General features: G+C 71.9%; 16 protein-coding genes. 8 read left to right on the plus strand and 8 right to left on the minus strand.

The window, feature by feature from the left end:
* Positions 1-330: 330 nt before the first annotated feature.
* The gene (locus ACW9TB_RS31910; RefSeq protein WP_472751811.1) at positions 331-1,005 is read right to left on the minus strand and encodes a pyridoxamine 5'-phosphate oxidase family protein; all 675 of its coding nucleotides are present in this window, start codon (positions 1,003-1,005) and stop codon (positions 331-333) included.
* Between the two features lie 231 nt (positions 1,006-1,236).
* Here ACW9TB_RS31910 and ACW9TB_RS31915 point away from each other — a divergent pair, with 231 nt between their 5' ends.
* Positions 1,237-2,151 carry a sugar phosphate isomerase/epimerase family protein gene (locus ACW9TB_RS31915; RefSeq protein WP_472751812.1) on the plus strand — a complete coding sequence of 305 codons (915 nt, stop codon included), beginning with the start codon at positions 1,237-1,239 and terminating at the stop codon, positions 2,149-2,151.
* Positions 2,152-2,192: 41 nt separating this feature from the next.
* Here the strand turns inward: ACW9TB_RS31915 and ACW9TB_RS31920 are convergent, their stop codons facing one another.
* A complete protein-coding gene (locus tag ACW9TB_RS31920; protein ID WP_472751813.1) occupies positions 2,193-2,759 on the minus strand; it encodes an HAD-IA family hydrolase in 567 nt (188 codons plus the stop codon).
* A 276-nt stretch (positions 2,760-3,035) separates the two neighbouring features.
* Complete coding sequence (locus ACW9TB_RS31925) at positions 3,036-4,706, minus strand: cation:proton antiporter (RefSeq protein ID WP_472751814.1); 1,671 nt, start codon at positions 4,704-4,706, stop codon at positions 3,036-3,038.
* A 307-nt stretch (positions 4,707-5,013) separates the two neighbouring features.
* Here ACW9TB_RS31925 and ACW9TB_RS31930 point away from each other — a divergent pair, with 307 nt between their 5' ends.
* Both ACW9TB_RS31930 and ACW9TB_RS31935 read left to right on the plus strand, forming a co-directional pair.
* Complete coding sequence (locus ACW9TB_RS31930) at positions 5,014-6,723, plus strand: hypothetical protein (RefSeq protein ID WP_472751815.1); 1,710 nt, start codon at positions 5,014-5,016, stop codon at positions 6,721-6,723.
* 217 nt (positions 6,724-6,940) lie between these two features.
* Positions 6,941-7,351 carry a RidA family protein gene (locus ACW9TB_RS31935; protein ID WP_472751816.1) on the plus strand — a complete coding sequence of 137 codons (411 nt, stop codon included), beginning with the start codon at positions 6,941-6,943 and terminating at the stop codon, positions 7,349-7,351.
* Between the two features lie 144 nt (positions 7,352-7,495).
* Here ACW9TB_RS31935 and ACW9TB_RS31940 read toward each other — a convergent pair whose 3' ends face one another.
* The 4 genes from ACW9TB_RS31940 to ACW9TB_RS31955 all read right to left on the minus strand — a co-directional run bounded on the left by ACW9TB_RS31940 (position 7,496) and on the right by ACW9TB_RS31955 (position 10,129).
* Positions 7,496-8,035: a nucleoside/nucleotide kinase family protein gene (locus ACW9TB_RS31940; protein WP_472751817.1), complete on the minus strand. Its 540-nt coding sequence runs from the start codon at positions 8,033-8,035 to the stop codon at positions 7,496-7,498.
* Positions 8,036-8,519: 484 nt separating this feature from the next.
* Positions 8,520-8,747 (minus strand): hypothetical protein, encoded by a 228-nt coding sequence (locus ACW9TB_RS31945; protein ID WP_472751818.1) that lies wholly within the window; start codon positions 8,745-8,747, stop codon positions 8,520-8,522.
* A 74-nt stretch (positions 8,748-8,821) separates the two neighbouring features.
* Positions 8,822-9,421, minus strand: a complete 600-nt coding sequence (locus ACW9TB_RS31950) for a hypothetical protein (RefSeq protein WP_472751819.1) — start codon at positions 9,419-9,421, stop codon at positions 8,822-8,824.
* Between the two features lie 267 nt (positions 9,422-9,688).
* On the minus strand, positions 9,689-10,129 hold the full coding sequence (locus ACW9TB_RS31955) for a MarR family winged helix-turn-helix transcriptional regulator (protein ID WP_472751820.1): 441 nt from the start codon (positions 10,127-10,129) through the stop codon (positions 9,689-9,691).
* A gap of 87 nt (positions 10,130-10,216) precedes the next feature.
* Between ACW9TB_RS31955 and ACW9TB_RS31960 the strand changes: the two genes are divergently transcribed.
* Together ACW9TB_RS31960 and ACW9TB_RS31965 are read left to right on the plus strand one after the other, a co-directional pair.
* Positions 10,217-10,630 carry a nuclear transport factor 2 family protein gene (locus tag ACW9TB_RS31960; RefSeq protein WP_472751821.1) on the plus strand — a complete coding sequence of 138 codons (414 nt, stop codon included), beginning with the start codon at positions 10,217-10,219 and terminating at the stop codon, positions 10,628-10,630.
* 120 nt (positions 10,631-10,750) lie between these two features.
* Complete coding sequence (locus ACW9TB_RS31965; RefSeq protein WP_472751822.1) at positions 10,751-11,872, plus strand: epoxide hydrolase family protein; 1,122 nt, start codon at positions 10,751-10,753, stop codon at positions 11,870-11,872.
* A gap of 59 nt (positions 11,873-11,931) precedes the next feature.
* Here ACW9TB_RS31965 and ACW9TB_RS31970 read toward each other — a convergent pair whose 3' ends face one another.
* Entirely contained in the window at positions 11,932-13,092 is a 1,161-nt protein-coding gene (locus ACW9TB_RS31970) for a cation diffusion facilitator family transporter (protein ID WP_472751823.1), read from the minus strand.
* Positions 13,093-13,140: 48 nt separating this feature from the next.
* Here ACW9TB_RS31970 and ACW9TB_RS31975 point away from each other — a divergent pair, with 48 nt between their 5' ends.
* From ACW9TB_RS31975 to ACW9TB_RS31985, 3 genes are all read left to right on the plus strand, one after another.
* Positions 13,141-13,497: an ArsR/SmtB family transcription factor gene (locus ACW9TB_RS31975; protein ID WP_472751824.1), complete on the plus strand. Its 357-nt coding sequence runs from the start codon at positions 13,141-13,143 to the stop codon at positions 13,495-13,497.
* 105 nt (positions 13,498-13,602) lie between these two features.
* Complete coding sequence (locus ACW9TB_RS31980) at positions 13,603-14,313, plus strand: ArsR/SmtB family transcription factor (RefSeq protein ID WP_472751825.1); 711 nt, start codon at positions 13,603-13,605, stop codon at positions 14,311-14,313.
* Between the two features lie 47 nt (positions 14,314-14,360).
* Complete coding sequence (locus ACW9TB_RS31985; RefSeq protein ID WP_472751826.1) at positions 14,361-15,092, plus strand: SRPBCC family protein; 732 nt, start codon at positions 14,361-14,363, stop codon at positions 15,090-15,092.
* Position 15,093 lies beyond the last annotated feature (1 nt).

A 15,093-nucleotide genomic window follows, 5' to 3' on the forward strand; every position in this document is an offset into this window, starting at 1 on the left:
GTCCCTGATGTGTGGCGCGGAGAAAACGACCCTTCGCGGGGGTCGCGGGTACTTCCCGAGGTGACGGAATGACCGGTCCCTGATGTGTGGCGCGGAGAAAACGACCCTTCGCGGGGGTCGCGGGTACTTCCCGAGGTGACGGAATGACCGGTCCCTGATGTGTGGCATGGAGAAAGCGCCCCTTCACGGGGATCGCGGGTACTTCCCACGGAATGACCGGTCCCCGATGTGCGGCGCGGAGAAAACAACCCCTCACGGGGATCACGGGTACCTCCCACGGAATGACCGGTCCCCGACGTGTGGCGCGGAGAAAACGACCTCTTGCGGGGATCATGGGTCGCGCCGGATGCGGCGGCCGGTGACCTCGGTGGCGGCGATCCTCACGTACGGCTCCCGCTCGCCTCCCGCCCACGGCCGGACGCCCAGTGCCGCCAGGGCGGCACGGTCCTCCTCCGAGGAGACGTGGTGGACCCCGCCGCGCACCAGCACGCTCCAGCCCTCGCGACCGGCGTCGTCGATCCGGTCGACCTCGAAGGCGACCTTGGACTCGACCCCCTGGACCCCGGTGCGCAGGGTGCCGTCGAGCGGGCCGCCGAAAGCGGTACGGAAGATCACCGAGCTGCCGTGCAGGGCGTAGTTGACCGGCAGGATCACCGGCCCGCCGATCTCCTCGAAGGCGATCCGCCCCACCCCGCCGGGAGTGATGAGCCGCAGGCACTCGTCCCGGTCCAGGGTCTCCAGCGCGGACCGGTGGGCCGACCGGCCCCGCCCGAACGGCAGGTCGGCGTTCCCGCCGAGCAGTTCCTCCGGCCTGGTGTCCAGGGCGGTGGCCACGCGGTTCACGGTGCCGGTGTTCGGCGAGGCCACCGCGTCCTCCAGGTAGGCGAGATAGCCCGGATCGATCCCGGCCCGCCTCGCCAGCTCGTCCCGGGTGAGGCCGAGATCCTCGCGTCGCCTGGCGATCCGACGGCCGAGGTCGCTCGGGGCCGATACGCTTCCAGTCATTGGGATTCTCCAACTGAGAAGATCGATGTCGCTGCGAGTCCGGGGCTCCTCCGGCTCCGCGCCCCCCGATCGGCATCACCTGAGGCCTCCCCTCACTCACGCGCCCCTAATCCGGTGCGGCGGATGCCCCGCCCGGCGGTTCCCCCTGAACAGAGCCCTCGCCGCTCTCGGCTCGTCTACGATGGATCCGCTAGGGAAGCGCTTTCCGAGAAATGGCGGGAGAGAGTCTCGATGAGGTTGGCGTTCAGCACGCTCGGCATGCCGGGGCAGGGCCTGGACGAGGCCGTCGCGACGGCCGTGGAGTACGGGTGCGCCGGGCTCGAACTCCGTCTCCATCCCGACACCGGGGTCCATGCCGGACTTCCCCCCGCGCGGCGCGCGACGGTCCGCGCCGCCTTCACCGGGCCGTCAGGCGGTCGTCCGAGAGGCGCCAGAGATGCGGAAGGCACGGGAGCGTCCGGTGGTCGCCCGGAACGCGCCGGGGCGCCGGGCGACGGTCCGGGAGGCGTGGGGGACCTCGCCGGAGGTCCGGCGGGAATCCCACAGGAGACCGGCCAGCTGGAGATCGCCGCTCTCGCCGGATACGTCAGGATCGCCGCGGCGGGACCGGACGAACCCGTCGTACGGGCGCTGCGAGACGACCTGGCCCTCGCCGCCGACCTGGGTGCCCCCGCCGTACGGGTGTTCCCCGGGGGAGAGGACGTCGAGACGGGGGCGCGGCGGCTGCGCGCGGTCGCGGACCTGTGCGCGGAGTCGGGGGTACGGGTGCTGGTGGAGACCCACGACGCGATGCCGACCGGCGCCGCGGTCGGGCGACTGCTGGACGCGGCGGGCGTCCCCGAGGCGGCGGGCGCGCTGTGGGACGTGCTGCACCCGTGGCGCCACGGCGAGGAGCCCGCAGAGACCATGGCGGCGCTGGCCGGGCATCTGGCGTACGTGCAGATCAAGGACGCGGTCTCGGCCACCGACAAGACCCCGGTGCCGATGTGGGCGGGCGGGGTCCCCCTCGACGAGTGCGGCGAGCTGCTGCGCGGTTTCGGGGGCTGGGTCTCCCTGGAGTGGGAGCGCACCTGGTATCCGCACGTGGCGCCGGTGGAGGAGATCCTCCCCGGCGCCCGCGAGTGGGTCGCCCGCTTCTCGGCGTGACCGCTCGCCCCGTCCACGTCGTGGCGAGGCCGGAGGGACGGCTAGGAGGACGGCCAGTCGGGGTACAGGAGGGCGTTGATGCCGAGCTCCGCCGCGGCGCGGACGTTGACGGCCCGGTCGTCGACGAAGGTGACGTCGCCGGGGGCGGCGTCGAGCCGTCGCAGGACCTCCTCGAAGATGGCGGGATCCGGCTTGGTCAGGGCCAGGCGGCAGCTGTAGAAGCGATGGGCGAACGCCGCCGCCCAGGGGGCGTCCTCGATGGCCGCCGCCAGCGGCTCGGGGGCGTTGGACAACAGGGCGAGCCCGTGGTGTCTCGCGAGCTCGTCGATGGCGCGCAGGCTCTCCGGGTTGAGGTGGGACCAGCTCGCGACGTCGGCCGCGTCGAGCTTGGCGACGAGCAGGTCGTCGTCGGCGAGCGTCCGGCCGGCGACCCCGCTCCAGTACAGGTGGGAGGCCTGGCCTCGGTCGTAGGCCTCGCGGTCGTGCCAGTAGCGGTCGCGGAAGGTCGCCTCGTCCTGGCCGATGAGCTCCGCCATGGCGGACGTCGTGTCGGACGGCTGCGCCATCGAGATGACCTCGCCGTAGTCCAGCAGCATCCACGTGGTCACGGGCTCTCCTCGGAATGGTCCTGCGCCGGTGGTTCCGGTGTTCTTACGGGTGGGGCACCGCACGCCCGGTCCCGGCGCGTCTCCCGCTCGGGGATGGTCGATTCGGGGGATGATCGATGAGCGTTCGGAGCCGTTCCGGAACTCTTTCGTGTTCATTCGATCGTACTTCGTGTTCGATTGCAAGATGTGGATCTCGGCCGCCTCGACGGGAACGGAACGCGGCGGCGCCATCGGCAGGCCCGGCCTCCCCGGTACCCCCCGCACGCGTTCCCCGCGTCAGCCGGTGAGTCTGCCGCGCATCTCGATGGCGATCTGTGACGCGTCGAGATTCGCCAGCGCGTTCGCCAGGACGTCCGCGTCGAAGGTCCCGTTGTCGCGCGCGTCGAGGAGCGCCGACCGCTGCGCCGCGATGACCGCGAGCCGGTGACTCCGCGCCGCGTCGAACCTCTCCGACGTGGGTTCACTCCCGAGGTGCGGCGGCTCCGGGACCATCTCGGCACTCGTCTTCAGGAGCTCGATGATCCGGTTCCGCTCGGCGTTGGTCCGCCCGCCGGTCGCGGCCCGGTCGACCTTCGGCGTGACGAGGCGGAGCAGCGGGCCGATGGTGCCGCCCTGGACGAGGAGCGACATCGCCGCGACCGCGAACGCGACGAGCACGAGGACCGATCGCTGCGGCGTGTCGTCGGGGAGCGTCTGCGCCGCGGCCACGGTGACCGCGCCGCGCATGCCCGCCCACACGACCGCGGTGCCCTCGCGCCACCCGAGCGGCTCGCGGAGGAAGTACTCGATGTCGGCGAGCACCCGGGTGATCCGGCGGGTGAACCGGTCGAGATCGCGCTTCGATGCCGGTCGCCCGCGGAAACTCACCGTCTCGAACGTCTCCTGCTTGCCCTCCGGCGTGCTCATCCGCTCCCGCATGTCCCGCACCCGGGGCTGTATTCTCTCGCCCCGCCGGGCACGGGCGGCGAGGACGCCGAGCAGCGGGGCGACGTACGCCGCGCGAACCAGGACCGTCAGGACGAGGGCGCCGACCGCGACGAGCACGGCCGCCCCGACCCCGGCGTGGTCGTGCTCCACGTTCGTCACGATCGACTTGATCTGCACACCCATCGTCAGGAACACCGCGCCTTCGAGGACGAGCTCGATCGTGCGCCAGTTCTGCGAGTCCGACAGGCGGTTCTGCGGTGAGAGATCGCGCGGCGCGCGGATCCCCGTGACGAGGCCCGCGACGACGGCCGCGACGAGACCGGACGCCCCGAGGAGCTCGGCGGGTACGGAGGCGGCGAACGGCACCGTGAACGAGATGACGGTGTTGACGGCCGGGTCGGTCACGCGCCTGCGGATCACGAGGTTGAGCCGTCCGATGGCCCAGCCGATGACGAGCGCGACGACGACCGAGTACGCGAAGGTGCCGACCGCGCCCCAGAACGAGAACAACGCGGCCGTCGCGACGATCGCGGTGCGGAGCAGCACGAGCGCGGTCGCGTCGTTGAGGAGGCTCTCGCCGTCGAGGATCGCCACCACGCGCCTGGACACCGGCATCTGCTTGATGATCGACGTCGCCACGGCGTCGGTCGGGCTCACGATCGCGCCGAGGGCGACCCCCCACGCGAACCCGAGCCCCGGAATGACAAGCATGAAGAACAGGCCGAGCACGAACGCGCTGCCGACGACGAGGAGCACGGACAGGCCGCTGATCGCCCCGAACTCGCGGCGGAAGTTCATCGCGGGCATCGACACCGCGGACGAGTAGAGCAGCGGCGGCAGGACGCCCTCGAGGATCCACTCGGGCTCGATGCGCGTCGACCCGAACACCGGCAGGAAGCTCGCCGCGACACCGATCGCGACGAGCACGAGGGGCGACGCGACCCCCAGGCGCGGACCGACGACGGTCGCGGCGGCGATCACCACAAACGCGGCCACGATCACGACGAGCAGTTCGGTCATGTGACCAGACTGGCAGTGACCTGGGTCGATTACCGAATTCGCCGTAGGTGACCGAGCCGGATGCCGAGATATCGCCCGGCGACGGGGAGGTGGCCGGGGAAAGACGTCCCGTGCCGGAGTACCCCCGAAAGCCGCGACACAAGGTTCCGGCGACCTGACGGACGGTGCGGCCATCGACCCGTCGATCGAGCCCGGCCCGGGACCCGCGGCACGCGTTCGCGGTGCCGCGCTAAGATCGCGTCCCGTGCTTCCGGATGGTTTCTGGCGGATTATAAGAATTGGATTAGTAGGTCTGGTTCTTACGGCGGTGGTCGCGGGCCTGATACTCGGCGACACCTGGCTCTGGATGGCCGTCGAATGGTCGCCACCGGCCTATGCGGAGTTCTACGCGCGCGACGGGTTCGACACCCCGACGACCGTGGCGCTGCTCGTGGCCGCCCCGGTGAAGGTCGCGCTCCTGTGGCTGATCCTGCGTGCCCCCGCGCCGGGACCGCTGGACCGCCGGGCGAGGGCTCTGCGACGGCTGCTGTACCTGGCGGTGGCGTACGCCCTCGCGCTGTGGTACCCGATCGCGCTGCTCCCCGACGCGGTCGACGCGGCGTTCCAACTGGTGTTGTGGGCCGCGATCGACGTCCTCTACCTGCTCGTCATCCGCTGGCGGTCCCGCACGCTGCACGCGACGGCCGCGGCGATGTTCGCGGTCGAGCTGGCCGGGATGGCCAACGAACTGCTCGACGAGCTCGACCTCCCCGAGTTCGGGTCGGGCGACATCGTCGAAGTGGGGTTGGTACTGGGTGGGGTGGCGGCGACCGTCGTCACGGTCGCCGGGCAGCGGCGCGACGGCCGGTGGAGCCGGGGCACGCGGATCGCCGGGTGGTTGTCGGTGGGCGTCTACGCGCTGATGATCCCGCTCGACATCCTCTTCTCGAGGATCCCGGGCGGCAGTCTGGCGATCCTGGTCATGATGGACGCGGTGGGGCTCGTCAGCACCGTGTGGATCGCGGCGACCGCCCGCGAACTGCCCACCGAGGACCGCCCGGCGGCCCTTCCGCCCGTGCGGCGCGCGATCCGCGTCACGGTGGCGGCCGTGGCCGTACTGCCGGTCATCGCGCTGATCCACCCGGAGCAGACCCCGCACCTCACCTACACCGGCTGGTCGATGGACTGCTACGACCGGCCCGGCTTCGGCGACCTGAAACCCGCGGAACGCGACGCCGCGTTCCTGTGCCGGGCGCGGAGCACGGAGGGCGGGGTTTTGCCCATGTTCCCGGACAGCCTGTCGGACCAGCAGATCCTCGCGTACGGGCGGGCGCTGTGCCGTGCGAAGGACCGCGAGGGGCAGGAGGCGATTCTGACGCGGGCCGGGAGCGCGCGGCCCGCCTGGGGCGCCGACCCGTGGGACCTCGTCTACGTCTGCCCGGAGATCGTCGGCGCGACCCATCCCGAGCTGCTGCGGTCGGACGCGGAGACGGAGGCGGCGAACACCGCCTACATCGCCGAGGAGAACGCGACGTGCCGCGACCCGTGGCCCCGGACGAAGGGCGTCGTCCAGGCCACGGCCAAGTACTTCCTGTTCGTCGACGGCGATCCCGGCTATCTGGTCCACGACCCCGAGGACAAAGCGGCCGACAGGGCGGCGGAGCAGGCGACGGACAGGGTCTACGACGACAGCACCCTCATCGGGGTGGCCGACAGCGCGGTGCTCGTCGGGCACGTCGAGGACGTCGTCAACCTGTGCCTCACGGTGAAGGCCCTCCGCACCGCGCCGCCACGGCGGACGGCCGGGTGGGACCAGGTCAACGAGGTGCCGATCGTCAGCCGGGGCGGACGGCTCACCGTGCCGGAGATGGGCGAGGACGGAGAGGTGGGCGCGGGCGCCCCGATGCCGAACCTGGCGATCGCGGGGAAGGGCCGCTACCGGCTCCGCGTCTACGTACGGGTCGGCGACGCGGGGGAGGAGCACCTGGTCGTCGTGTTCCCGGGGGCGTCGCGGAAGAGGATCACGCTGAAGCCGTGAGCGGCGGGGCCCGTACTCTCCGACGCGCGCCTCCCCACCGACCTCCGACTGCTGACCGCCGAGCCGATCGCCGACCGCCGGTCATCGGCGTCGCGGTCAGGCGCGTACGCTTCCACCGGCCGCTGACCGCCGGTCACCGGTGGCGCGGACGGGGCACGGAGGGCGGGAAGATGGGGCGCGTCACGTGACGCACGACGCCGTACGACGAGGAGAACCGATGATCCGCCGCTGGAATCCGCCCGGCCCGGCCGCGCCGCTCGGCCGGTACAGCCACCTGGCCATCGCGCCCGCCGACCACGAGCTGCTGATGATCTCCGGCCAGGTCGGCGTTCTGGAGGACGGCACCCTCGCGGGCCCGGACGCCGAGTCACAGGCGCTGCAGGTCTTCGCCAACATCGAGAGCCTCCTCCGCTCGGTGGGCGCCGGTCCCGAGCATCTGCTCAAACTGTTCACCATGCTCTCCGGCACCGAGCACCTGGCGGGCTCGCGTGCGGCGCAGGGCGAGGTGTTCGCCCGGTGGTACCCACAGGGGGACTGGCCCGCGCACTCGCTGATCGTGGTCGCCGCGCTCGCCGCCCCCGGCCTCGTCATCGAGGTCGAGGGCGTCGCCGCCGTCCCGCGCCGCTGACTCCCTTCCGTCCACGGCGGTGTCCCCGGCCGGGTGTCGCGCCGCTGACTCCGGTCGCTCCTCCCGCCCGGCTCCCACCTGACCGGGCCCGTTTTCCCGGGCGCCCGCTTCGGTACCGCCCGGTTCGCCGCCTTGCCCCGGGCCTCAGGTGGTGATCGTCAGGTCCGCGCGGGCGCGGACGTCGTCGCGGGCGTGGTAACGCTCCTCCTGGGCCGCCCAGCGGTCCCAGTGCGGGGCGTAGAGATCGCCGTCACGCTCCAGCGCGCGGGCCTTGCGTACCTCGTCGGACGCCTCCAGCCACAGCAGGCCGCTCAGGTACGGCGCGGCGGCGAGGGCGCCGGAGCCGGTGCCGTCGAGGACCAGGATCCCGGTGACCGGGACCTCGTGCCACTCGGCGTAGCCGCTGTCCGCCCAGTCGTAGCGCCGCCACCGCGCGGGCCGGTCCAGGCTCAGTGGCCGCAGGATCCACCCGACCAGCGCGTCGGCCCCTTCCAGCAGGCCGTCCCACCCCGGATAGAGATCGTCCATCCGTACGACGGGCGCGGCCAGTTCCTCGGCCACGGCGGTGGCGAGGGTGGACTTGCCCGATCCCGAGCGCCCCTCGACCGCCAGGACGCGGGTACGGCCCGCTCGGGCGGGGCGGGCGCGCAGCCAGGGCGAGATCCGCCGCACGAGGTCGTTCACGCCGGAGTCATGGGACAGCACCGGAGACCGGCTCGCGGGCGGGGCACGGGATGCACGTGGAACACGTGGAGGCCCTGGAGAACGTGGAGGACTGGGACACGTAAAGCACGTGGAGTGCCTGGAGCACGTGGAGGACGTGGAGCACTTGGGCAAGCGTCGCAAAGGCGCGTCGCGGTTGTTCGGCCGTACGCCGGGCCGCCCGGCACCGGGAAGGCCAAGGCCCGCTCGGCACGGCGCCGTCCGGTCGCCCGCCGGTCCGCCCGGCCCCGAGGGAAGGCGGGTTTCCCCGACCACCGCCCCTCACCGGGGGCGGTGACGCGCCGGAGGAAGGCGCGAGACTCCCGGCCCGGCCGCACGCCGGTAGAAGAGCCTCACCCGGTGAGACGTGGTGGACGCGAGAAAGGTTCACGTGAAAGCGGGATCCGGGCCGGTGGGAGAGGAGACGAGGGCGCCGGGGAACACCGGGGAACACTGGGGAACGAGGTCACGCGCTCCGGCGGGTGCGCCAGCGGGTCAGGATCTCACGGTCGGAGTCGCGCTCCTCGGCGTCGCGGCGGCGCTGCTCGTCCTCGTCCTGCGCCAGGGCCAGCCACGCGGAGTACTCGGGGTCGTCGCGGCCGATGTCGCGGGTGCCGTCGACCTTGGTGCCGTTGTCCAGCGTGGTCGTCGCGGGGACGCGGAGGGTGCCCCCCGGCAGCATGGTCACGTTCATGGCGTGGCCTTTCCGTCGTCTCTCCTGACCGCTGTTCGCCCAGCATAGCTCCGGGGGTCGTGGCACGCCCACGGTCACCCGATGCCGTAGTGGCCGGACAGCCGGTGATACACCTGTTCGGCCTCGGCCTCCTCGCCGACCAGGTGGAGCAGCCGGGTCGCCCTCCGGGTGAGCACGCAGGCGAAGGCCTCGGCGAACAGTTCGGTGACGTCGTCGCGGTAGGGCGGGTGAAGGCGGTCGCGGGTGCGGGCGTGCAGGCCGGTCCAGAAGGGGGAGTGCGAGGGCAGCCGGTCCATGTGGTCGGTGGCGTGGCCGAGCTCGTGCCCGCACACCGACACCGAGGGCGAGGGTGTGCTTCCCACTCCGATCCGCCGCTGCCGGGGGTCGTACACACCCGCGCTGCGCTCCCAGTGGCCCGCCTGCAGGGGCAGCGCGACGCCGCGCAGCCACTCGAAGCCGGGAAGGTCGGGCACCGACCCCGAGCCCACCACGATGCCGCCGCTCAGGTGGCTGGTCAGGCGGATGGCGAGGGCCTGCGGCACGGCCGCCAGCGTCAGTATCGCGAGGAGCGTTTCCGCCGGTGGGAACGTGCCAGGTTCCCAGGTGCGCGTCAACCGCGCCTCCAGTGGGCCGACGTGCAGCCAGCCGGGACGTCCTCTGCTGTGGTCGGCCAACGCAGCCGCTTCTCCTGGATCGGGGGGCGATCCGCCACGGCTTGCGGGCCTGGCCGGGCCGATCCGGTCCGCGGGCCGCGACGGTGATCATGCGAGACTACATCTCCCGCGTCCCGGCCCGCGCGAGTACGCGTCCACCGGGTCCGCCCGCGCGGCCGGACCGCGTGCCCCTGCTCCCCGGACGCGGGGGGGCGTCGGCGGGCCGGTTTTCCGTGGCCTTCGGAGTCGAGGGGCCAAGTCCTCGTCATCCTGGGTTCGTCGCGGCGATCATCTCCGCTGGTGGTGGGTGAGCAGCTGGGTGAGCAGGCGGATCAAGGTCTGCCTGTCCTCGGCCGGAAGCGGCCCGAGGAGGTCGTCCTGCACCTTGTCGAGTGCCTGGTCCAGGCGTCGCAGCTGCCGGTCACCCGCCGTGGTGAGGGTCACCATGTTGCGCCTTCGGTCGTCCGGGTCCGGCGTCCGCTCGACGAGACCCTGCCCGGCCAGCTCGTTGATCGTCGCCACGACGTCGCTGCGGTCCATGTTGCACCGGCGGCCGAGCCCGGCCTGGCTGGCCACCCCGAACTCGTCCAGCGCGGCCAGGATCCGGTAGTGGTACCCGCGCGCGCCCACCTCGCCGAAACCGTCGGACGCCAGCCGGTGGGCGTGCACCGCCAGCTGGGTGAGCAGCCAGCTTGGCTTCGCGTTCAGGCGTACGGGTGTCTCTTCCACGACAGCCACCATACATCGTTGGCGTAGCCAATCAATCTGTGTAAAGTGGGCGTCGCCAATGTTGGAGACACCAACGAAAAGGATGTCATGTCCGCAGACACTCTGATCGCCGACCGCATCGAGATCGCCGACCTGTTCACCCGCTTCGCGCGCCTGCTCGACGAGGAGCGGTGGGAGGACGCGGGCACCGTCTTCGCCGACGACGCGGAGGTGCGCTCACCGCGCGGGGGCGAGCTTCGCGGCGTCGACGAGATCGTCGGCTACCTGCGACAGGCCGAGGTCGAGGGGCAGCGCACCCAGCACACGACCACCGACCTGCTGGTGGACGTCGACGGCGACCAGGCGGCGGCCTCCGCGAACTCGCTCGTGTACTACTACCGCGACGGTCAGTCACCCCACTTCACGGGCGGCCTGCGCCTGACCTCCACCGTCGTACGGACACCGGCGGGCTGGCGGCTCCGCGAGCTGCGGATCACGCCCGCCTGGACACGTGAGAACTGATCTTTTCCCGGAGACCGCGGACACCACCGGCACACGTGTCGTCCGGGTGGGACCGGTCCCCGCCGACACCGACCCGCCCGGACACCCGGGCGCCGAACGAATCCCCTTGGAGATACGACCATGATCAAGCCGTTCCGCATCGACATCCCCCAGGCCGACCTCGACGACCTGAACGACCGGCTCTCCCGCACCCGCTGGCCCAACGAGGTCGCCGACGCCGGGTGGGACTACGGCTTCCCGCTGGCGCGGCTCAGGGAACTGGCCGAATACTGGCGCACCGGCTACGACTGGCGCGAGCACGAGGCCAGGCTCAACGAGCTTCCGCACTTCACCACCGAGATCGACGGCCAGAACATCCACTTCGTCCACGTCCGGTCCTCGAAACCGGACGCGCTCGCGCTGATCCTCACCCACGGCTGGCCCGGCTCGTTCCTGGAGTTCCTCGACGTGATCGAGCCGCTGTCGCGCGACTTCCACCTGGTGATTCCGTCCATCCCGGGTTTCGGCTTCTCCGGGCCGACCCACGAGCGCGGCTGGGACATCGTCCGGGTCGCGCGGGCCTGGGCCGAGCTGATGCGCCGCCTCGGGTACGAGCGCTACGGCGCGCAGGGCGGCGACTTCGGCTCCGGCATCTCGACGGCGCTCGGCGCGGTGGCCCCCGAACAGGTCGTCGGGGTGCACATCAACTACCTGCCGACCCGGCCGGTCCCGGACGCCGACATCGAACTGTCGGAAACGGACGAGGCCCGGCTGGACAAGATCAGGCAGCTGATGGCGAACCGTCCGCCGTACCAGGCTCTGCAGGCCACCACCCCGCAGACCATCGGCTACGCGCTGACCGACTCGCCGGTCGGCCAGCTGGCCTGGATCGCCGAGCGTTTCGAGCAGTGGACGGACCCGCGTTCGCGGATCGGTGACGAGCGGATGCTCACCGACATCTCGCTGTACTGGCTGACCGCCACCGCGGCCTCCTCGGCGCGGCTGTCCCGCGAGGCTCCGCGGCGGACCGAGCCGTGCCCGGTACCGGTGGGCGTGGCGGTGTTCGCGCACGACATCACGCAGTCGGTGCGACCGCTGGCCGAGCGGCTGTACGACATCAGGCACTGGTCGGAGTTCGAGCGCGGCGGCCACTTCGCCGCGATGGAGGTGCCGGAGCTGCTCGCCGAGGACGTCCGGGAATTCTTCCTCACCCGCGTCGAGGCCCACACCGAGGCCGTCGCCGGGGAAGCCGCCATGACGTGAAGTACACGCGGGCGTGCCGGGCCCGGCACGCCACCGGTCGTTTTCCGTACGGCGGTGTCCTATCGGTGCCCGACCAGGACGGCGTGGTGGTCGGCGCCCTCCCGGCCGTCCGGGTCGGCGTGCACGGTGGCGGCGCCCAGGCGGGGCAGGTGATGGATCAGCCGGTGCTCGGCCTCCACCGCCACGGCGTGCGCCTGGAGCAGCGACAGGTCGTCGCCGACCACGATGTCCACCTCGGCGCGCAGCGTGTGGCCCACCCAGCGCAGCCGTACCGACCCCACCCGCCGTACGCCGTGGGTCGCGGCCAGGATCCGTTCCGCGTGATCGACCAGGGCCGGATCGACGGCGTCCATCAGCCGGTGGTAGATCTCGCGGGCCGCGTCCCTGAGGACGACGCAGATGGCCATCGTGATCAGCAGGCCGACGATCGGGTCGGCGATCGGGTAGCCCAGCGCCGAGCCGCCCGCGCCGAGCAGCACGGCCAGCGAGGTGAGGGCGTCGGTACGGGCGTGCAGCCCGTCGGCGACCAGCGCGGCCGACCCGATCTGGCGTCCGACCCTGATCCGGTAGCGGGCCACCCACTCGTTGCCCGCGAAGCCGATCACCGCCGCCGCGGCGACCCAGCCGAGGGCGTTCACCTCCTGGGGGTCGACCAGGCGCCGCGCGGCCTCGTACCCGGCGAGCGTGGCGGAGGCGGCGATGATCAGGACGATGGCGATCCCCGCCAGGTCCTCGGCCCTGCCGTAGCCGTAGGTGAACCTGCGGGTGGCCGCCCGGCGCCCGAGGGAGAAGGCGATCGCCAGGGGGAGCGCGGTCAGCGCGTCGGCGACGTTGTGCAGCGTGTCACCGAGGAGGGCGACCGAGCCGGAGAGGGCCACGACCACCGCCTGGACGGCGGCGGTCACCATGAGCACGGCGAAGGAGACGGCCAGCACGCGCATCCCTCGGCTGCTGGACTCCAGTGCGGCGTCGGTCCTGCTCGCGCTGTCGTGGCTGTGCGGGGTGAGGGCGTGACCGGCTCGCGAGAGCAGCCTTCCGAACCGGCGGCCGGTGGTTCCCCGCTGCTCGTGGCCATGCCTGTGTCCGTGTCCGTGTCCGTGTCCGTGGCCGTGCCCGTGTCCGTGCTCGTGGGCGGGCTCGTGCGTGTGCTGGCCGTGGGGAGAATCGGGGCCGGTGGACCCGTCGCGAGACGGAGAACCGGCATCCTGCTGGTCGGACATGGTTACCTCGTTTGCGGCCGGTGCCCTTTTCCCGGAGTATATGTAGTCATGTATGCACGCGACAATGAATCAGGTGACAGCTCGTCGCAGGAGCAACCCACCGGCGCCCAGGTGGAGACCGCCGTCGAGGCGTTCCGGATGCTCAGTGACGCCACCAGGCTGCGCCTGATGTGGCTGCTGTCGTCGGGGGAGTACGACGTCGGCTCGCTCGCCGAGGCCATCGGGGTCGCGCGTCCCTCGGTCTCCCAGCACCTGGCGAAACTCCGCCTCGCCGGGCTGGTGCGCACCCGCAGGGACGGCCGCCGCGTGCTCTACCGGGCCCGCGACGCCCATGTCCGCGCGCTCATCGGCGAGGCCCTGTTCCACGCCGACCACGAGGTCTCCGGCATCCCGCGCCACGACTGACACGAGCCCTCGACCGGAGTGCGCCGTGTGATCACCCGCTCCTCGCGATCACGTCCGGTCACGACATCAATTGACAGATTAATTTGTCTAATGGTTCCATGAGGCGTGCCCGCGACCGAGATGACCCTCATGGACGAGCCCGACCGTCTGCGCGTCGCGCTCACCCCGATCCGCCGGAAGCTCCTCGGCCGCCTGCGTGAGCCCGCCTCCGCGGTCCAGCTCGCGGCCGAGTTCGACCTGCCGCGTCAGCGGGTCGGATACCACCTGAGGGTGCTGGAGGACGCCGGGCTGATCGAGCTGGTGGAGGAACGCCCGCGACGCGGTTTCGTCGAGCGCGTGATGGGAGTCACCGCGAAGGCCTTCCTCGTCGATCCCGGCGTGCTCACCTCCCCCGACGAGGCCGAAGAAGCCGGTGAAGCCGGTGGCGGAGGGGCCTCCGAGGTGGCCGAGGGGTTCCGCCGCGTCGCCGACCACTACGCCGCCGAGCATCTCGTCGAGGTGGCCGCCGACACCGTGCGCGACGTCACCCGTATGGCCGCCGCCGCCGACCGGAAGGGCGTCCGGCTGCTGACGTTCACCCTTGAGGCACGGGTGCGCTTCGCCGAGCCCGGCGACGTGCACGACTTCACCGACGCGCTCGCCGAGGCCCTCTCGCAGGTCGCGGCCCGCTTCGACACCCCCGGAGGGCGGCCCTACCGCCTCGTCGCCGGTGGACACCCGGCCCCGGGCCCGCGAGACACCGACGGGCATTCGGTCCCCGATACGCCGGGAACCGGTGAGCGTTCCACCCCCGATACGCCGGAAAACGGCGGTTGACATCTCTCCCGGGACCGAGGTCCGGGGTTCCACGTTGGAGGTATCCCATGACAGACAAGCAGTTCTTCCTTGAGGTCACCATCTCCGCTCCCGTCGACGACGTGTGGAGCGCGCTGCGCGACCCCGAGCTGATCCGGCGCTGGCACGGCTGGCACTTCGACGGTCTCGACAAGGAGATAGAGGTCATCTACCACCAGGACGTCGTGGAGTCGGCCGCCGAGCACCGGCTGGAGCTCCAGGGTGGCGACCTGTTCGAGCTGGCCGATCTCGACGGCCGTACGCGCCTGCGGGTGACCCGTGCCCCGCGCGGCGGCGACCCCTACTGGGACGCCTACTACGACGACATCACCGAGGGCTGGATCACCTTCGTCCACCAGCTCGCGTTCGCCCTGGAGCGGCACCCGGGCGCCGACCGGCGCACGCTCTTCCTCTCCGGCGCGGCGGTCACGCCGGTGCTGGAGGCCGCCGGTCTCGCGGCGGTGGCCGGGCTGCCCCCGGCGACCCCGTACGAGGTGGAGGGTCCCACCGGGGAGACGCTGCGCGGCCAGGTCTGGTTCCGCTCCGCCCACCAGGTCGGCCTCACCGTCGACGGCTGGGGCGACGGCCTGCTGGTCGCGGCCCAGAACCCGCCCTCGTCCGCCAACCCTGGCGGCGCCGCGATGATGGTGCTCACCACGTACGGCCTCGACGACGCCGCGTTCGCCGATCTCGAATCCCGCTGGAACGCGTGGTGGGGACGGAACTTCCCCGAGGCCCCCGCGAGCGACCAGGACGCGTGAG

It is taken from the genome of Streptosporangium sp. H13245 (assembly GCF_055690525.1).

Excerpts from the sequence above, each read along its gene's own strand:
- ACW9TB_RS31965 (WP_472751822.1), top strand. The coding sequence starts at position 10,751 with ATGATCAAGCCGTTCCGCATCGACATCCCCCAGGCCGACCTCGACGAC.
- ACW9TB_RS31945 (WP_472751818.1), bottom strand. The coding sequence starts at position 8,747 with ATGAACGTGACCATGCTGCCGGGGGGCACCCTCCGCGTCCCCGCGACG.
- ACW9TB_RS31975 (WP_472751824.1), top strand. The coding sequence starts at position 13,141 with ATGTATGCACGCGACAATGAATCAGGTGACAGCTCGTCGCAGGAGCAA.
- ACW9TB_RS31925 (WP_472751814.1), bottom strand. The coding sequence starts at position 4,706 with ATGACCGAACTGCTCGTCGTGATCGTGGCCGCGTTTGTGGTGATCGCC.
- ACW9TB_RS31960 (WP_472751821.1), top strand. The coding sequence starts at position 10,217 with ATGTCCGCAGACACTCTGATCGCCGACCGCATCGAGATCGCCGACCTG.
- ACW9TB_RS31915 (WP_472751812.1), top strand. The coding sequence starts at position 1,237 with ATGAGGTTGGCGTTCAGCACGCTCGGCATGCCGGGGCAGGGCCTGGAC.
- ACW9TB_RS31910 (WP_472751811.1), bottom strand. The coding sequence starts at position 1,005 with ATGACTGGAAGCGTATCGGCCCCGAGCGACCTCGGCCGTCGGATCGCC.
- ACW9TB_RS31970 (WP_472751823.1), bottom strand. The coding sequence starts at position 13,092 with ATGTCCGACCAGCAGGATGCCGGTTCTCCGTCTCGCGACGGGTCCACC.
- ACW9TB_RS31985 (WP_472751826.1), top strand. The coding sequence starts at position 14,361 with ATGACAGACAAGCAGTTCTTCCTTGAGGTCACCATCTCCGCTCCCGTC.
- ACW9TB_RS31935 (WP_472751816.1), top strand. The coding sequence starts at position 6,941 with ATGATCCGCCGCTGGAATCCGCCCGGCCCGGCCGCGCCGCTCGGCCGG.